This window comes from Pseudomonas sp. LBUM1651 (genome assembly GCF_059716135.1).
This window is the reverse complement of sequence record NZ_CP166805.1, coordinates 5,100,863-5,117,606: the sequence shown is the minus strand read 5'-3', so window position 1 is coordinate 5,117,606 and position 16,744 is coordinate 5,100,863. Positions and strand designations below refer to the sequence as shown.

Sequence of the window (16,744 nt, the reverse complement as noted above, 5' to 3'; positions counted from 1 at the left end):
GAGGCCCTATACTGCAAGGCTTGGCAGTGGAGCCCCTCGGTAATTACCTTGTCAGAATTGGGGCTTTTCATTACCATTCGGCAAAATTTTTATAAGTACATAGTTTTACTTAGTAGATGCCTGATTTAACAGGCCACAAAGCTGATGGGAGAGGACTGAATGAGCAATGACGGCGTGAATGCAGGCCGGCGTCGCTTCTTGGTAGCAGCCACATCCGTGGTGGGTGCTGCAGGAGCGGTGGGGGCTGCGGTCCCGTTCGTGGGGTCATGGTTTCCCAGTGCCAAGGCGAAAGCCGCAGGTGCACCGGTGAAAGTGAATGTCAGCAAAATCGAGCCAGGCCAGCAGATGATTGCTGAGTGGCGCGGTCAGCCGGTGTTCATCGTCCGCCGTACCGAGGAAATCCTGGGGAATCTGAAAAAGATCGAGGGCCAGCTGTCTGACCCGACCTCCAAGAACTCGACTCAACCGACTTATGTCGACCCGGAAACGCGTTCGATCAAGCCAGAGGTTCTGCTGCTGATCGGTATCTGCACACACCTCGGTTGCTCGCCGACCTTCCGTCCAGAAGTGGCCCCTGCGGATCTGGGCAAGGATTGGGTAGGTGGTTATTTCTGCCCTTGCCACGGTTCCCACTACGATTTGGCTGGCCGCGTCTACAAGTCGCAACCCGCGCCTTTGAACCTGCCAGTTCCCCCGCATTCCTATGAGACCGATGAGATCATTGTCATTGGCGTCGATACGGAGAAAGCGTGATGAGCAAGTTCATGGATTGGGTTGATGCGCGCTTTCCCGCCACCAAAATGTGGGAAGACCATCTCAGCAAGTACTACGCCCCGAAGAACTTCAACTTCTTCTATTTTTTTGGCTCCCTCGCGCTGCTCGTTCTGGTCAACCAGATCGTCACCGGTGTCTGGCTGACCATGAGCTACACCCCGTCGGCGGAAGAAGCGTTTGCCTCCGTCGAATACATCATGCGCGACGTCGAGTACGGTTCGATCCTGCGTCTGCTGCACGCGGTCGGTGCTTCGATGTTCTTCATCGTGGTTTATCTGCACATGTTCCGTGGCTTGCTCTACGGTTCGTACCAGAAACCGCGTGAGCTGGTGTGGGTCTTCGGCATGCTGATTTACCTGGCGCTGATGGCTGAAGCCTTCATGGGTTACCTGCTGCCGTGGGGTCAGATGTCCTACTGGGGCGCCCAGGTGATCATCTCGCTGTTCGGTGCGATCCCGGTCATCGGTAACGACCTGACCCAGTGGATCCGTGGTGACTACCTGATTTCCGGTATTACCCTGAACCGCTTCTTCGCCCTGCACGTCGTGGCCTTGCCGATCGTGATCCTCGGTCTGGTGGTGCTGCACGTTCTGGCGTTGCACGAAGTCGGCTCGAACAACCCGGACGGCGTGGACATCAAGAAACACAAGGACGAAAACGGCGTACCGCTGGACGGCATTGCCTTTCACCCGTACTACACCGTGAAAGATATCGTCGGTGTGGTGGTGTTCCTGTTCATCTTCTGCTCGATCGTGTTCTTCTTCCCGGAAATGGGTGGCTACTTCCTCGAGAAACCGAACTTTGAAGTGGCTAACGCCTTCAAGACTCCAGAGCACATCGCTCCGGTCTGGTACTTCACGCCTTTCTACGCGATTTTGCGGGCGGTCCCGGACAAGCTCCTGGGCGTAATCGCCATGGGTGCGGCCATTGCAGTGCTGTTCGTCCTGCCATGGCTGGACCGTAGTCCGGTCAAGTCGATGCGGTACAAAGGCTGGCTGAGCAAAATCTGGCTGGTGGTGTTCTGCATCTCGTTCGTGATCCTCGGCATTCTGGGTGTTCTGGCTCCGACTCCAGGCCGTACGTTGCTGTCGCAGGTGTGTACCTTCCTGTACTTCGCCTACTTCATTCTGATGCCTTTCTACACCAGGCTCGAGAAGACCAAACCGGTTCCGGATAGGGTGACTGGCTGATGAAAAAGCTATTTGCTGTACTGATTCTTGCTGCTTTGCCTGTACTGTCGTTCGCGGCCGAACACGGTGGTCCTGAGCTGGAAAAGGTCGACATCGACGTTTCCGACAAGGCCGCCATGCAGGATGGCGCGCGTACGTTTGCCAACTATTGCATGGGCTGCCACAGCGCCAAGTTCCAGCGCTACGAGCGTGTCGCCGATGATCTGGGCATTCCTCACGATCTGATGCTCTCGAAGCTGGTGTTCACCGGCGCCAAGATCGGCGACCACATGAGCATCGGCATGCAGCCGGCTGACGCCAAGACCTGGTTCGGTGCAGCGCCACCCGACCTGACCCTGGTGGCTCGTGTTCGCGGTACTGACTGGCTCTATGGCTACCTGAAGTCGTTCTACGAAGATCCGTCGCGTCCTTGGGGTGTGAACAACAAGGTCTTCCCGAACGTGGGCATGCCGAACGTCCTGGTTGGCCTGCAAGGTCGTCAGGTCGTCGGTTGCAAACAGGTGCAGATCGTCGAAGACGGCAAGAAGCAATATGATCCGCTGACCGGTACCGCGCTGACTCATGAAGCGTGCGATCAGCTGACCATCGTGCCGAAGAGCGGTGCCCTGACCGAAGAGCAGTTCGATGAGAAGGTCAAGAATCTGGTAACCTTCCTCGCTTACTCGGCTAACCCGGTTAAGCTGCAGCATCAGCGCATTGGTACCTACGTCTTGCTGTACCTGGCGTTCTTCTTCGTATTCGCCTACTTGCTCAAGCGCGAATACTGGAAAGATGTGCACTGATAAAGTTTCAAGCAATTGCTGTTAATCGCGCGCGCCCAAGGGCGTCTCTGAAGGTGTAACGAGCCTGGTGATCCAGGCGTTACGGGAGGCGCCCTCTGGGCGCGCGCGTTTTTCCGCTTCCGATAATTTCAACAAGCGAGGAGGACCGCCATGGGCGTGACCAATCGGTTGGCCTGTTACTCCGACCCCGCCGACCACTATTCCCACCGAGTGCGCATCGTACTTGCAGAGAAGGGTGTCAGCGCCGAAATCATTTACGTGGAAGCTGGCCGCCAGCCGCCTAAACTGATTGAAGTGAACCCTTACGGAAGCCTGCCCACCCTGGTCGATCGTGACCTGGCGTTGTGGGAGTCGACCGTGGTGATGGAATATCTGGATGAGCGTTACCCGCATCCGCCTTTGCTGCCGGTTTATCCAGTGGCGCGTGCCAACAGCCGTCTGCTGATTCATCGTATTCAGCGTGACTGGTGTGGTCTGGTGGATCTGATCCTGGATTCGCGGACCAAGGAAGCAGCCCGTGTGGTGGCTCGTAAAGAGCTGCGCGAAAGCCTGACTGGCGTGTCGCCGTTGTTTGCCGACAAGCCGTTTTTCCTCAGCGAGGAACAAAGTCTGGTGGATTGCTGCCTACTGCCAATACTCTGGCGCTTGCCGATTTTGGGTATTGAACTGCCGCGGCCTGCCAAGCCGCTGCTTGATTATATGGAGCGCTCGTTTGCGCGTGAGGCTTTCCAGGCGAGTCTGTCTGGTGTCGAACGCGATATGCGCTAAGGCTTAAGGAGCCGCTATGAACTCCAGTCGACCTTATCTGGTCCGCGCGCTCTACGAGTGGATTGTGGACAACGATTGCACCCCGCACATGCTGGTCAATTCCGAATATCCGTCGGTGCAGGTGCCACAAGGTTTCGCCAGTGACGGACAGATTGTCCTGAACGTATCGCCGGCCGCCGTGCGTCATTTGCACATGGACAACGAAGCGGTCAGCTTCGAAGGGCGCTTTGGTGGCGTGCCGCACACCCTGTACGTGCCTATCGCATCGATCCTGGGCATTTACGCCCGGGAGAACGGTCAGGGCATGGTGTTCGATCTGGAATCGCCTATGGAAGACGAGGAAGAGATCGAGCCGGATGATGATCTTCCGCCACCGGACAGTGAACCGCCGCGTCCCAGCGGTCGACCCAGTTTGAAAGTGGTGAAGTAATAAAAAAGGCGATCCGAAAGGATCGCCTTTTTTATTACTGTAGGAGCCGAGCTTGCTCGCGATGACGATCTCAAGTACGCCATCGCCGGCAAGCCGTGCTCCTACAGGTCGATGGTGATCTCAAGGGTCGCCATCGCCGACATGCGTTTATCAGTCGATGTACTCAAACAACTTCACAATCTTCTGCACGCCCGAAACACCCTGCACCAGATTGGTCGCCTGTGCGGCTTCCTGCTTGGTCAGCAAGCCCAGCAAGTAGACGATGCCATTCTCGGTGACAACTTTGATGCGCGAGCCCGGGATGTTCTTATCGGTGAGCATCTGGGTCTTGATCTTGGAGGTCAGCCAGGTGTCGTTCTGACGGGCAAGGAAGCCGGAAGGTGGCAGCACCTGCAGTTCGTTGTGCACCGTCTTCACGCGCTGGACGGCGGCGGCGGCCTGTTCGGCCTTGGCCTTGAGGTCTGCGCGTGGGGTTTGGCCGGCGAGCAGCACGACACCGTTGAAGCTGGTGACGACGATGTGCGAATCGTTATCCAGGGCTGGATCGGCCTTGGCGATGTTCACGCCGACCTTGGTGTCGATCAGAGAGTCGTCGATCTTGCTGCCTAAGGTGCGCGTGCCGCGGTCATCATCGATCGGCGCTTCACGGCTGGCGTTAACCACCGAGGTGCAGCCGCTGATGCCAAGGCACAGGGTCAAGGCCAGAAGGCCTAGGCGATTAGGGGTCATTCTTCACTCCCGAACAGTTGGCTGTCGATCAAGTCGCAAAGGCAATGGATCGCCAGCAGGTGGACTTCCTGAATACGTGCGGTGACGTTGGCCGGTACGCGAATCTCGACGTCCTCGGGTAATAGCAGCGACGCCATGCCGCCGCCATCTCGTCCCGTCAATGCTACGACAATCATTTCGCGATCATGTGCGGCCTGGATCGCTTGAATTATGTTTGCCGAGTTGCCACTGGTGGAAATCGCCAGCAAAACGTCGCCCGGCTGGCCGAGCGCGCGGATTTGCTTGGAGAAGATTTCGTTGTAGCTGTAGTCGTTGGCGATCGAGGTGATCGTCGAGCTGTCGGTGGTCAACGCGATGGCTGGCAGGCTCGGGCGCTCGCGTTCGAAGCGGTTGAGCAGCTCGGACGAGAAATGCTGGGCGTCGCCGGCGGAGCCGCCGTTGCCGCAGGAAAGCATTTTGCCTTCGTTGAGCAGGGCGTTGACCATCACCTGGCTGGCTTGCTCGATGTGCGGTGCAAGTACGTCCATCGCCATTTGCTTGGTGTCGATACTGGCCTGAAAAAGCTGGCGAATTCGGGATTGCATGTCCATCTGTGTGACCTTAATTAGCGCGGCTACTCGGCACATGAATGTGCAGCCCGCAAAGCAAAGAGCAAAATTGTTGGGTGAAGGTGTCCGTTTCGGGACGCACGCGATCAGCTGTCGAAGGCATTCTGCAGCCAGTTCAACTGATCGTGGTTGCTGTCGATGGCGACCACGTCGAAACGGCAAGGGGAATTGGCCCAACGCGACTCGCGCTGAAGAAAATACTGCGCGGCAAAAATCAGTTTCTGCCGTTTGCGGCCATCGATGCTATCGAGCGCGCCACCCCATTGAGTGTTTTTTCTGTAGCGAACTTCAACGAATACTACTGTATCGCCATCAAGCATGACCAGATCAAGCTCGCCGCGTTTACACAACCAGTTCTGCGCCAGCAGGCGCAGACCTTGTTGTTGAAGATGCTCGAGCGCATGGCGCTCGGCATCTTTACCGCTTTGCTGGCGTGACCTGTCAGGCATCAGCGCGGGGTGTCCGGCAGGCGTTGAACCTGGCCGTTGACGAACTGGGCCCACGGCAACTGACGCACCACGCGTTGGTTCTGAGTCATGCCCAGGCTGCCCGATTGACCTTCGATGCGGCTGTCCGGCAGCGCCTTGAGTTGCCCCAGGCGTGGAGCCAGGCGATAGGCATCGACGCCCATCGCATACAAACGACCCAGGCTGCCGCCGGCTTGTGGCCATTGTGCTGTCACTTGCTTGCGCAGTGGGTCGTTGGCATCCAGCAACCATGGGGTTTCGCAAAAACGAATGCCGTTCATGTCGTTGTACTGGTTGACGTCGCCGCTGGCGCTGAACACGTGGGACGTGGCGTAAACCGGCACATCGCCAGCGTACTGGAAGTTCAGGGTCGGTTTGATCTGCTGGGCTTGCAGAGGTGTTGCAGCCAGGAAGATGAACTCGATGTCCTGGCGGCGCGACGGCTGGGCGGCTACCTGCGAGCCAACAGTGCTTTGCAGGCTCTTGGCGCGGCCTTCGCTCTGGCGCAGCTGGAACATGTCGGCAATCTGCTGGGCCAGTTGCACCGGCTGGTCTACACGTTCGGTGGCAACGATGCTGCCGCCGTTGGCTTGCCAATCCTGGCTGAACGCTCTCAGTACGCGATCGCCCCATTCGCCTTTCGGCACCATGATGGCGGCGCGATGCAGGCCGTCGGCGCGTGCGCGGCGGGACACTTCGCGGGCTTCGTCTTCAGCGGCAAGACCAAACTGGAACAGCTGCGCCGGGCCTTGTTCGCCTTCGCTGTAATTCAGCGCCAGCGTCGTGATCGGCAGTTGCGGACGAGCGCTGAGCTGTTTGACCAGCGGCTTTTCCAGCGGGCCGACGACCAGTTGCACGCCATCGGCCTGGGCCTTGCGATAGAACTCGTCGAGGGAGGTCAGGCGCGAGCTGTCATAGAACTCGATGGCTGGCGGCTTCTGACCGGCTTGTTGAGCCTGGTAATGAGCGGCCATGAAACCTTCGCGAAGCGCTTTGCCGACCGATGCCAGCGGGCCGTCTTGCGGCAGCAGCAGGGCGATCTTGCCCAGGGGCTGGCTGGCCAGCTCTTTGAGTTTGGTCAGTGGCAGCGGCAGCTGGATGGCGGCCGGGTGTTTAGGGTTCTGGGCGCGCCAGTTGTCGATCGCGGCTTGCTGCTGTTCCAGGGTGCCGGCGGTTTTCACGGCCAGCGCCAGGCCCATCCAGCCACCGAGGTCGTCGTTGGTGGTCGGTTGCAATTGGTCGGTTGGCAGCGAGGCGATCAGGGTCCAGATCGCTTCGTGGTTTTTGTTTGCTGCTTCACCGCTCAGCATCGGCGCGATGAAAATACGCTCCCGTGCGGCGGCGAGGGTCTGGCCGTCGGCTTCAAGGGCGCGGGCATGCACGGTGCCGGTGCGAACCTGTTGCTCGACAGGCAACTCGCTCAGGCGTTGCAGGCTCGGGTGGCTCAAGGCAGTCAGCGCTGCTTTTGGCTGATTGCGCACCATGGCCAGTTCAGCCGCCAGGGTGCTGGCAAATACCTGTTGGCCAGGCTTGAGTTGTTCGACCGGCACTTGTTGCAGGATTTGCGCGGACTGGCCGGCATTGCCCTGGCGATAAGCGAGGTCTGCCGCACTCAGGCGAAGCAGCGCAGCTTGCTCCGGCGTTTTGCTTTTGGCGGCCTGATCGAGCAGTTGCTCGATGCTGGCATCCGGGGTCCGTGGAAGTTCGCCAAGGCTGGAAGAGGGCGAGCTGGCGCAAGCCGCCAGCAAGGCAGCGAGGCAGAGGGCAGTGAACAGCCGCAGGCAAGCGATCATGTAGTGTTCCTGATACTCGATCAAATTAGCGTGGAATTGTACCCAAGCGCTGGCCGGGGCGCGATGTTGCTGGCGTGAATCGATCAATTTAGCTCGTACAAATGTTGCAGCACCGCACAAATGGCTGAAAAAACCGGGCGTGCTTGCGCGTATCGAAAACATCGCTACGCGCTACAATGGCGGCTTTTACCGATCATGAGGTGTGCGCTTTGACTGCTCCAGGTGCTTTGAATTCCGCTGCTGGCTCGCTTTATGTGGTGGCGACGCCCATCGGCAACCTGGACGACATCAGTGCGCGTGCGCTGAAGATTCTGCGCGAAGTGGCATTGATCGCCGCCGAAGACACGCGTCACTCCCAGCGATTGATGCAGCACTTCGGCATCCCCACGCCGCTGGCAGCCTGCCATGAACACAACGAGCGGGATGAAGGTAGCCGCTTTATTACCCGCCTGCTCGCCGGCGACGATGTGGCGCTGATCTCCGATGCCGGGACGCCGCTGATTTCCGATCCGGGTTATCACCTGGTGCGTCAGGCTCGCGCGGCGGGAATCAACGTGGTGCCGGTTCCCGGTGCCTGTGCATTGATCGCGGCGCTGTCGGCGGCGGGTCTGCCGTCGGATCGTTTTATCTTCGAAGGCTTCCTGCCGGCCAAGGCTGTCGGTCGTCGTGCTCGTCTTGAGCTGGTTAAGGAAGAGCCGCGCACGCTGATTTTCTACGAAGCCCCGCACCGCATCCTTGAATGCCTGCAGGATATGGAGCTGGTCTTTGGCGGCGAGCGTCCGGCGTTGCTGGCGCGGGAACTGACCAAAACTTTCGAAACCCTGAAAGGCCTGCCATTGGCCGAGCTGCGCGAGTTCGTCGAGTCGGACAGCAATCAGCAGCGCGGTGAGTGCGTGGTGTTGGTCGCGGGCTGGTCGGCCCCCGAAACCGAGGACGCCGTCAGCAGTGAAGCCATGCGCATTCTCAATCTGTTGCTCGAAGAGATGCCGCTCAAGCGTGCCGCAGCATTGGCGGCGCAAATTACCGGCGAGCGCAAGAATGTTTTGTATCAGGTTGCGCTGGATAAACAGAAGGGCGAGTAAAACCCGACGTGCTGGAGTGCCTGCAGGCGTTTAGCGCTTGTTCTTCGGCCGCTCTGCCGTTAACCTTCGCGGCGGAGAGTCGATCGGACAGTCGCTGCCCTCTATGAAAATTAGGGGGGGGAGGAAAGTCCGGGCTCCATAGGGCGAAGTGCCAGGTAATGCCTGGGAGGCGTGAGCCTACGGAAAGTGCCACAGAAAATAACCGCCTAAGCGCTTCGGCGCCGGTAAGGGTGAAAAGGTGCGGTAAGAGCGCACCGCACGTCTGGCAACAGTTCGTGGCTAGGTAAACCCCACTTGGAGCAAGACCAAATAGGGTCCCAAGGCGTGGCCCGCGCTGGGACCGGGTAGGTTGCTAAAGATGTCCAGTGATGGCCATCGTAGACGAATGACTGTTCAAGACAGAACCCGGCTTACAGATCGACTCTCCACCTTTTTCCCTCCCTGTTTGAATGATTGAGCAGGGCGCTCGTAATGGCAGTTTCCCTCCTTGCACAATCCATCGCATATCTTCTTTTGTAATACCGAAAAAATCTTACTCTTAACAAACTACTTTAACTTCTGAGTGCAGCCTCCAGTGCTGATTCAAGTTATTGGACAGATTCATCCGCCAGATTCTCGTTACCCCTCCTAATACGCTCCTAAATCTCAGTTCTGTAAGGGTTTTCCTTTAATCCGCGCCTTGACGGTGCGGTGGCCGCATTCCTATAGTGTGCGCAAGTGGCGGAAAGTGGCATGAAGTGGGTTTTTTGAACGCAAAACGCTAATATTTGGAGAAACGCTGACGTGTTTCGCGGAGCTAACGCTATCAGTCTCGACGCAAAGGGCCGTCTCGCCATGCCGAGCCGGTACCGTGACGAGCTCGTTTCGCGTAGTTCCGGGCAGCTAATCGTCACAATTGATGCCGTTGATCCGTGTTTGTGTGTTTACCCCCTCGATGAGTGGGAAATTATTGAAACCAAACTGCGCGCACTGCCTTCGCTTCGCGAAGAGAACCGCCGGCTGCAACGTTTACTGATTGGTAATGCCGTCGACCTCGAGCTCGATGGCAGTGGTCGTTTTCTGGTTCCGCCGCGTCTTCGTGAATATGCCCGATTGGACAAGCGCGCGATGCTGGTAGGCCAACTGAACAAGTTCCAATTGTGGGACGAGGATGCCTGGGATGCGGTTTCTGCCGCTGACCTGGCTGCTATTCAACAACCGGGCGCCATGCCTGATGAACTGCGTGATTTGATCCTGTGACTATTGATAGCGGCTTTAACCACATCACCGTACTGCTTGACGAAGCCGTCGAGGCTCTCGCCGTACGTCCTGATGGCTGCTATCTGGACGGCACGTTCGGGCGCGGCGGACACAGTCGGTTGATCCTCAGCAAGCTGGGTCCCGATGGTCGAGTGCTCGGATTTGATAAAGATCCTCAAGCGATTGCCACCGGGCAAGCGCTAGCGGCCGAAGACGGCCGCTTTGTCGTTGTGCAGCGCAGCTTTGCCGAGCTCGGTTCGGAAGTGGCCGAGCGCGGTCTGGCCGGCAAGGTCAGCGGCGTTTTGCTCGACCTGGGCGTGTCCTCACCGCAGCTCGACGACCCAGAGCGCGGCTTCAGTTTCCTCAACGATGGTCCGCTGGACATGCGCATGGACCCGTCCCGCGGGATCAGCGCGGCCGAGTTCGTCAACACCGCGCCGGTGGAAGAAATCGCCCGGGTGTTCAAGGAATACGGCGAAGAGCGTTTCTCTGGTCGTATGGCGCGTGCCGTGGCCGAGCGTCGCGACATCAAGCCGTTCGAACGCACCGGCGACCTTGCTGAAGTCCTGAAAGTCGCCAACCCAGCGTGGGAAAAGGGCAAGAACCCGGCGACCCGTGCGTTCCAGGGCCTGCGTATCCACGTCAACAATGAACTGGGCGATCTGGAAGCCGGTCTCGAAGCCGCGCTGGAATGCCTGGAAATCGGCGGCCGTCTGGTGGTCATCAGCTTCCATTCGCTGGAAGACCGCATCGTCAAACTGTTCATGCGCAAACTGGTGAAAGGCGAAGCCGACAACCTGCCGCGCAATCTGCCGGTACGTCACGTCGCCTTCGAACCCAAAATCAAAGTCCATGGCAAAGCGCAGTCCGCCTCCGAGGCCGAACTCAAAGCCAACCCACGTTCCCGTAGCGCCGTCATGCGCGTCGCGGAGAAGCTGCGGTGAGCAAGCTTTTCGCCAAGCCACTGCCCGGCGGAAGCTTTTTCATGCTGCTGCTGTTTGTGGGCGTGCTTGTGTCGGCCATCGGCGTGTCGTACAGCGCCCACTGGAACCGTCAGCTGTTGAACTCGCTGTACAACGAGTTGAGCGTGCGCGACAAGGCGCAGGCGGAATGGGGCCGGTTGATTCTCGAGCAGAGCACCTGGACCGCCCACAGCCGTATCGAAGTCCTGGCCACCGAGCAACTGAAGATGCACATCCCTGGCGCGGCTGACGTGCAGATGGTGGCGCCATGATGAAACTCGAAGGCGCAATGTTCCCATGGCGGTTTCGCCTGGTGGTGGGTTTGCTCGGCGTGATGGTAGCGGCGATTTGCTGGCGCATCATTGACCTGCAAGTGGTCGACCGTGCCTTCCTGAAAGGTCAGGGCGACGCGCGCAGCGTTCGTCACATTCCGATTCCGGCTCACCGTGGTCTGATTACCGACCGTAACGGCGAGCCTTTGGCCGTCAGTACACCGGTCACCACCCTGTGGGCCAACGCCAAGGAAATGCAGCTGGCCAAAGAGAAATGGCCGGCATTGGCTGCAGCGTTGGGACAGGATCCGAAAGCCCTGGCCGAGCGTCTCGAAGCCCAGGCCAATAAAGAATTCATTTATCTGGTGCGCGGGCTGACGCCTGAGCAAGGCCAGTCCGTGCTCGACCTGAAAGTACCGGGCGTTTACGGCATTGAAGAATTCCGCCGTTTCTACCCGGCTGGCGAAGTGACGGCGCACATGGTCGGCTTTACCGACATCGATGACCACGGTCGTGAAGGTGTAGAGCTGGCTTATGACGAATGGCTCGCCGGTGTCGCCGGCAAGCGGCAGGTCATCAAGGACCGGCGCGGTCGACTTATCAAAGATGTTCAGGTGACCAAAAACGCCAAGGCCGGCAAGCCCTTGGCGTTGTCCATTGACCTGCGTCTGCAATACCTGGCCAACCGCGAGCTGCGCAACGCGATCATCGAGAACGGCGCCAAGGCCGGCAGCCTGGTGATCATGGACGTGAAGACCGGCGAGATCCTCGCCATGGTCAACCAGCCGACCTATAACCCGAACAACCGTCGCAACCTGCAACCGGCGATGATGCGTAACCGCGCGATGATCGACGTGTTCGAACCGGGTTCGACCATGAAAGCGATCTCCATGAGCGCCGCCATCGAAACCGGCCGCTGGAAACCGACCGATACCGTCGAGGTGTATCCAGGCACCTTGCAGATTGGCAAGTACACCATCAAGGACGTCTCCAAGACCGAAGGTCCGGTGCTCGACCTGACCGGCATTCTGATCAACTCCAGTAACGTCGGCATGAGTAAGGTCGCGTTCGATATCGGCGGCGAAACCATTTTCCGTCTGGCACAGAAAGTCGGCCTCGGCCAGGACACCGGCCTCGGCTTCCCGGGCGAGCGCGTGGGCAACCTGCCGAACTACCGCGAATGGCGCAAGGCTGAAACCGCCACGCTGTCCTACGGCTACGGTATTTCCGTGACCGCGATCCAGTTGGTCCACGCCTTCTCGGCCCTGGCCAACAACGGTCGCCTCGCGCCACTGACCCTGATCAAGACCGACAAAGCACCGCAAACCACGCAAGTGCTACCGGAAGCGGTCGCGAAAACCATGCAGACCATGCTGCAACAGGTGATCGAGGCCCCGCGCGGTGTATTCCGTGCGCAGGTGCCGGCGTATCACGTGGGCGGAAAGTCCGGTACCGCACGTAAAACGTCGGTCGGCACCAAAGGCTACGCCGAGAATTCCTACCGCTCGCTGTTCGCCGGCTTCGGCCCGATGAGCGATCCGCGTTACGCCATCGTGGTGGTGATCGATGAGCCGACCAAAGCCGGTTACTTCGGTGGTCTGGTATCGGCACCGGTGTTCAGCAAAGTGATGTCCGGGACCTTGCGCCTGATGAACATCACGCCGGACAACCTGCCGCCGGTTCAACAGGCCAACGCAACACCGGTCGTTCCGCTGAAAGCCAATGGAGGGCGCGGCTGATGTCTCTGAGTCTGAACAAGATTTTCGCCCACGCCGGCCGCGATCTGTTGATCCGTGAATTGGCACTGGACAGCCGCAACGTGCGGGCAGGCGACCTGTTTCTCGCCGTCCCCGGCGGCAAGTTCGACGGTCGCGCGCACATCACCGACGCTTTGCAGCGCGGTGCGGCAGCCGTGGCTTATGAAGTCGAAGGCGCAACCGTATTGCCGATCACCGATGTGCCGATGATTCCGGTGAAAGGCCTGGCGGCGCAGCTGTCGGACATCGCCGGGCGTTTTTACGGTGACCCGAGCCGCCACCTGAACCTGGTCGGCGTGACCGGCACCAACGGCAAAACCAGTGTGACCCAGCTGGTTGCGCAAGCGCTGGATCTACTCGGTCAACACTGCGGCATCGTCGGCACATTGGGCTCGGGTTTCTACGGCGCGCTGGAAAGCGGCCTGCACACCACGCCGAATCCGATCGCGGTGCAAGCGACCCTGGCTGACCTGAAAAAGGCCGGCGCCAAAGCCGTGGCCATGGAAGTGTCGTCCCACGGTCTGGATCAGGGGCGCGTCACCGCGTTGGCGTTCGATGTGGCGGTGATGACCAACCTGTCCCGCGATCACCTGGATTACCACGGCACCATGCAAGCCTACGGCGAAGCCAAGGCCAGGCTGTTTGCCTGGGACAATCTGAAATGCCGGGTAGTGAACCTCGACGACGATTTCGGTCGGCAACTGGCCGCCGAAAAACGCGAATCGCGCTTGATCACCTACAGCCTGCTCGACAGCAGCGCTTACCTGTATTGCCGCGAAGCGCAGTTCGACGACGAAGGCGTGCGCGCCACCTTGGTTACCCCGCAGGGCGAGCACCATCTGCGCAGCACCTTGCTCGGTCGCTTCAACCTGAGCAACGTGTTGGCTGCGGTCGGCGCCTTGCTGGGTCTGGACTATGCGCTGGACGAAATCCTCAAGGTCCTGCCAAAACTCGAAGGCCCGGCCGGACGCATGCAGCGCCTGGGCGGTGGTACTCAGCCGTTGGTGGTGGTCGATTACGCCCACACCCCGGATGCGCTGGAAAAAGTATTGATGGCCCTGCGCCCGCACGCCAAAGGCCGCTTGTTGTGCCTGTTCGGTTGCGGCGGTGATCGCGATCGCGGCAAGCGTCCGCTGATGGCTGAAGTGGTCGAGCGTCTGGCCGATGGCGTGCTGGTGACCGATGACAACCCGCGCACCGAAGACCCGGCCGTGATCTTCGACGACATCCGCGCCGGTTTCAGCGATGTGGATAAAGTTACTTTTGTCGCTGGCCGTGGTCAGGCGATTGCGCAGTTGATCGCCGCCGCTTCGGTGGATGACGTGATTGTCCTGGCTGGTAAAGGTCACGAGGACTATCAGGAAATCAACGGCCAGCGCCATGACTTCTCTGATCTGGTCGAGGCTGATCACGCGTTGACCGCGTGGGAGGTGGCCCATGCTTAAGAACCTGAAACTGAGCGAACTGACCGGCGCGCTGAATGGCCGATTGATCGTCGCCGATGCCACGTTCGATGGCGTCAGCATCGACAGCCGTGCGATCAAACCGGGCCAACTGTTTATTGCCCTGACCGGTCCGCGCTTCGACGGTCATGATTATCTGAACGACGTGGCCAGCAAAGGCGCCGTCGGTGCCCTGGTCGAGCGCGAAGTCGCCGACAGCGTGCTGCCGCAATTGCTGGTCAAGGACACCCGTCAGGCACTGGGCCAACTGGGAGCGATGAATCGCGCAGCGTTTACCCATCCGGTTGCCGCCATCACCGGCTCCAGCGGCAAGACCACGGTCAAGGAAATGCTCGCGAGCATCCTGCGCACCCGCGGTCCGGTGCTGGCGACCCGTGGCAACCTGAACAATGACCTGGGCGTGCCGCTGACCTTGCTCGAACTCGCGCCCGAACACACCGCGGCCGTGATCGAACTGGGTGCTTCGCGTCTTGGCGAAATCGCCTACACCGTCGGCATGACCAAACCCCATGTGGCCGTGCTCAACAATGCCGGAACCGCCCACGTCGGCGAGTTCGGCGGGCCGGAAAAAATCGTTGAAGCCAAGGGCGAGATTATTGAAGGACTGGCGGCCGATGGCGTCGCGGTGCTCAATCTTGACGACAAGGCATTCGAGATCTGGAAGACCCGCGCCGCCGGTCGCAAAGTCCTGACCTTCGCCCTGAGCAACGTCAGCGCCGACTTCTACGCCAGCGATCTGGACCGCGACGCTCGCGGTTGCCCGGCGTTCAACCTGCACAGTCCTGACGGTGTGGAGCGCGTTCAACTGAACCTGCTCGGCACCCATAACGTTGCCAATGCCATGGCCGCCGCCGCCGCCGCGCATGCCCTGGGCGTGTCGCTGTTCGGTATCGCCACCGGCCTCGGCGCGGTGCAGCCGGTCAAGGGTCGCACCGTTGCGCAACTGGCTACCAACGGCATGCGCGTGATCGATGACACCTACAACGCGAACCCCACCTCCATGTGCGCTGCCGTTGATATACTCGCCGGCTTTTCCGGCCGCACCGTTCTGGTGCTCGGGGATATCGGCGAGTTGGGCGATTGGGCGGAGCAGGGGCACCGCGACGTGGGCGAGTACGCCCGTGGCAAGGTTTGCGCACTTTACGCGGTCGGGCCAATGATGACCCACGCCGTGAAGGCTTTCGGCGAGCAGGCTTTTCACTTCAGTACCCAAGCTGAATTGATCAAGGCCCTCGGCGCCGAGCAAGACACAAACACCACCATTTTGATCAAGGGCTCGCGCAGCGCTGCGATGGAAAACATCGTCGCCGCTTTGTGTGGGTCCAGCCTGGAGAAACATTGATGCTGCTGCTGTTAGCGGAGTACCTGCAACAGTTCTACAAAGGCTTCGCGGTCTTCCAGTACCTGACCCTGCGCGGGATTCTCGGTGTGCTGACCGCGCTGGTCCTGTCGCTGTGCTTTGGCCCGTGGATGATCCGCACGTTGCAGAACCGTCAGATCGGTCAGTCCGTTCGTAACGACGGTCCGCAATCGCACCTGTCCAAATCCGGCACGCCGACCATGGGCGGCGCGCTGATCCTGTCGTCGATCGGTGTCAGCACTTTGTTGTGGGCTGACCTGAGCAACCGCTATGTGTGGACCGTGTTGCTGGTGACCTTGCTGTTCGGTGCCATCGGCTGGGTCGATGACTATCGCAAGGTGATCGAGAAAAACTCCAAAGGCCTGCCGAGCCGTTGGAAGTACTTCTGGCAGTCGGTGTTCGGCCTCGGCGCGGCGATCTTCCTTTATATGACCGCTGCGACGCCGGTGGAAACGACTCTGATCCTGCCGATGCTCAAGGACTACAGCATTCCGCTGGGTGCTGGCTTCATCGTCCTGACCTATTTCGTGATCGTCGGCTCGAGCAACGCGGTCAACCTGACCGACGGCCTCGACGGCCTGGCGATCATGCCGACCGTGATGGTTGGCGGCGGCCTGGGGATTTTCTGCTACCTGTCGGGTAACGTGAAATTCGCTGAATACCTGCTGATCCCGTACGTACCGGGCGCCGGTGAGCTGATCGTGTTCTGCGGTGCGCTGATCGGTGCGGGCCTTGGTTTCCTCTGGTTCAACACCTATCCGGCACAAGTCTTCATGGGCGACGTTGGCGCACTGGCGCTGGGCGCAGCCCTGGGCACCATCGCGGTGATCGTCCGTCAGGAAATCGTCCTGTTCATCATGGGCGGTGTGTTCGTGATGGAAACCCTGTCGGTCGTCATTCAGGTGGCTTCCTTCAAGCTGACCGGTCGCCGTGTGTTCCGCATGGCGCCCATTCACCACCACTTTGAACTCAAGGGCTGGCCCGAGCCGCGCGTGATTGTCCGTTTCTGGATCATCACCGTGATTCTCGTGCTGGTTGGCCTTGCCACCCTGAAGCTGAGGTAGAAAC

General features: G+C 59.6%; 17 protein-coding genes and 1 other RNA gene. 14 read left to right on the top strand and 4 right to left on the bottom strand.

The annotated features are described in order from the left end of the window. The first annotated feature begins 159 nt into the window (after window positions 1–159). From petA to ACA066_RS23920, 5 genes are all read left to right on the top strand, one after another. On the top strand, window positions 160–753 hold the full coding sequence (gene petA / locus ACA066_RS23940; protein WP_150633468.1) for a ubiquinol-cytochrome c reductase iron-sulfur subunit: 594 nt from the start codon (window positions 160–162) through the stop codon (window positions 751–753). Continuing rightward, window positions 753–1,964: a cytochrome b gene (locus ACA066_RS23935; protein WP_497696891.1), complete on the top strand. Its 1,212-nt coding sequence runs from the start codon at window positions 753–755 to the stop codon at window positions 1,962–1,964. The genes petA and ACA066_RS23935 overlap by 1 nt, the downstream gene beginning before the upstream one ends. Continuing rightward, entirely contained in the window at window positions 1,964–2,746 is a 783-nt protein-coding gene (locus ACA066_RS23930; RefSeq protein ID WP_008025956.1) for a cytochrome c1, read from the top strand. Before ACA066_RS23935 ends, ACA066_RS23930 begins: the two co-directional genes overlap by 1 nt. Before the next feature lie 150 nt (window positions 2,747–2,896). After that, window positions 2,897–3,514: a glutathione S-transferase N-terminal domain-containing protein gene (locus tag ACA066_RS23925; RefSeq protein WP_007905304.1), complete on the top strand. Its 618-nt coding sequence runs from the start codon at window positions 2,897–2,899 to the stop codon at window positions 3,512–3,514. 16 nt (window positions 3,515–3,530) lie between these two features. Then, window positions 3,531–3,944, top strand: a complete 414-nt coding sequence (locus tag ACA066_RS23920) for a ClpXP protease specificity-enhancing factor (protein ID WP_008037283.1) — start codon at window positions 3,531–3,533, stop codon at window positions 3,942–3,944. Window positions 3,945–4,094: 150 nt separating this feature from the next. Here the strand turns inward: ACA066_RS23920 and ACA066_RS23915 are convergent, their stop codons facing one another. The 4 genes from ACA066_RS23915 to ACA066_RS23900 all read right to left on the bottom strand — a co-directional run bounded on the left by ACA066_RS23915 (window position 4,095) and on the right by ACA066_RS23900 (window position 7,541). Then, window positions 4,095–4,673, bottom strand: coding sequence for a BON domain-containing protein (locus tag ACA066_RS23915; protein WP_214378574.1), 579 nt, complete (start codon window positions 4,671–4,673; stop codon window positions 4,095–4,097). Then, the gene (locus ACA066_RS23910) at window positions 4,670–5,263 is read right to left on the bottom strand and encodes a phosphoheptose isomerase (RefSeq protein WP_008025961.1); all 594 of its coding nucleotides are present in this window, start codon (window positions 5,261–5,263) and stop codon (window positions 4,670–4,672) included. Before ACA066_RS23910 ends, ACA066_RS23915 begins: the two co-directional genes overlap by 4 nt. Window positions 5,264–5,367: 104 nt before the next feature. Beyond that, window positions 5,368–5,730, bottom strand: coding sequence for a YraN family protein (locus ACA066_RS23905; RefSeq protein WP_461953306.1), 363 nt, complete (start codon window positions 5,728–5,730; stop codon window positions 5,368–5,370). Further along, on the bottom strand, window positions 5,730–7,541 hold the full coding sequence (locus tag ACA066_RS23900; RefSeq protein WP_497696890.1) for a penicillin-binding protein activator: 1,812 nt from the start codon (window positions 7,539–7,541) through the stop codon (window positions 5,730–5,732). The genes ACA066_RS23905 and ACA066_RS23900 overlap by 1 nt, the downstream gene beginning before the upstream one ends. 176 nt (window positions 7,542–7,717) lie before the next feature. Here ACA066_RS23900 and rsmI point away from each other — a divergent pair, with 176 nt between their 5' ends. From rsmI to mraY, 9 genes are all read left to right on the top strand, one after another. Further along, window positions 7,718–8,623 carry a 16S rRNA (cytidine(1402)-2'-O)-methyltransferase gene (gene rsmI / locus ACA066_RS23895; protein WP_161990822.1) on the top strand — a complete coding sequence of 302 codons (906 nt, stop codon included), beginning with the start codon at window positions 7,718–7,720 and terminating at the stop codon, window positions 8,621–8,623. Between the two features lie 75 nt (window positions 8,624–8,698). After that, window positions 8,699–9,052, top strand: an RNA gene (rnpB, locus tag ACA066_RS23890) — RNase P RNA component class A. Between the two features lie 354 nt (window positions 9,053–9,406). After that, window positions 9,407–9,862, top strand: coding sequence for a division/cell wall cluster transcriptional repressor MraZ (mraZ, locus tag ACA066_RS23885; RefSeq protein ID WP_008025967.1), 456 nt, complete (start codon window positions 9,407–9,409; stop codon window positions 9,860–9,862). After that, complete coding sequence (gene rsmH / locus ACA066_RS23880; RefSeq protein WP_497696889.1) at window positions 9,859–10,806, top strand: 16S rRNA (cytosine(1402)-N(4))-methyltransferase RsmH; 948 nt, start codon at window positions 9,859–9,861, stop codon at window positions 10,804–10,806. Before mraZ ends, rsmH begins: the two co-directional genes overlap by 4 nt. Next, on the top strand, window positions 10,803–11,096 hold the full coding sequence (gene ftsL, locus ACA066_RS23875; RefSeq protein WP_032828607.1) for a cell division protein FtsL: 294 nt from the start codon (window positions 10,803–10,805) through the stop codon (window positions 11,094–11,096). Before rsmH ends, ftsL begins: the two co-directional genes overlap by 4 nt. Next, the gene (locus ACA066_RS23870) at window positions 11,096–12,835 is read left to right on the top strand and encodes a peptidoglycan D,D-transpeptidase FtsI family protein (RefSeq protein ID WP_497699948.1); all 1,740 of its coding nucleotides are present in this window, start codon (window positions 11,096–11,098) and stop codon (window positions 12,833–12,835) included. Before ftsL ends, ACA066_RS23870 begins: the two co-directional genes overlap by 1 nt. Beyond that, entirely contained in the window at window positions 12,835–14,298 is a 1,464-nt protein-coding gene (locus tag ACA066_RS23865) for a UDP-N-acetylmuramoyl-L-alanyl-D-glutamate--2,6-diaminopimelate ligase (RefSeq protein ID WP_497696888.1), read from the top strand. The genes ACA066_RS23870 and ACA066_RS23865 overlap by 1 nt, the downstream gene beginning before the upstream one ends. Next, complete coding sequence (locus ACA066_RS23860) at window positions 14,291–15,658, top strand: UDP-N-acetylmuramoyl-tripeptide--D-alanyl-D-alanine ligase (RefSeq protein WP_497696887.1); 1,368 nt, start codon at window positions 14,291–14,293, stop codon at window positions 15,656–15,658. The genes ACA066_RS23865 and ACA066_RS23860 overlap by 8 nt, the downstream gene beginning before the upstream one ends. After that, complete coding sequence (gene mraY, locus ACA066_RS23855) at window positions 15,658–16,740, top strand: phospho-N-acetylmuramoyl-pentapeptide-transferase (protein WP_497696886.1); 1,083 nt, start codon at window positions 15,658–15,660, stop codon at window positions 16,738–16,740. The genes ACA066_RS23860 and mraY overlap by 1 nt, the downstream gene beginning before the upstream one ends. Window positions 16,741–16,744: the final 4 nt, after the last annotated feature.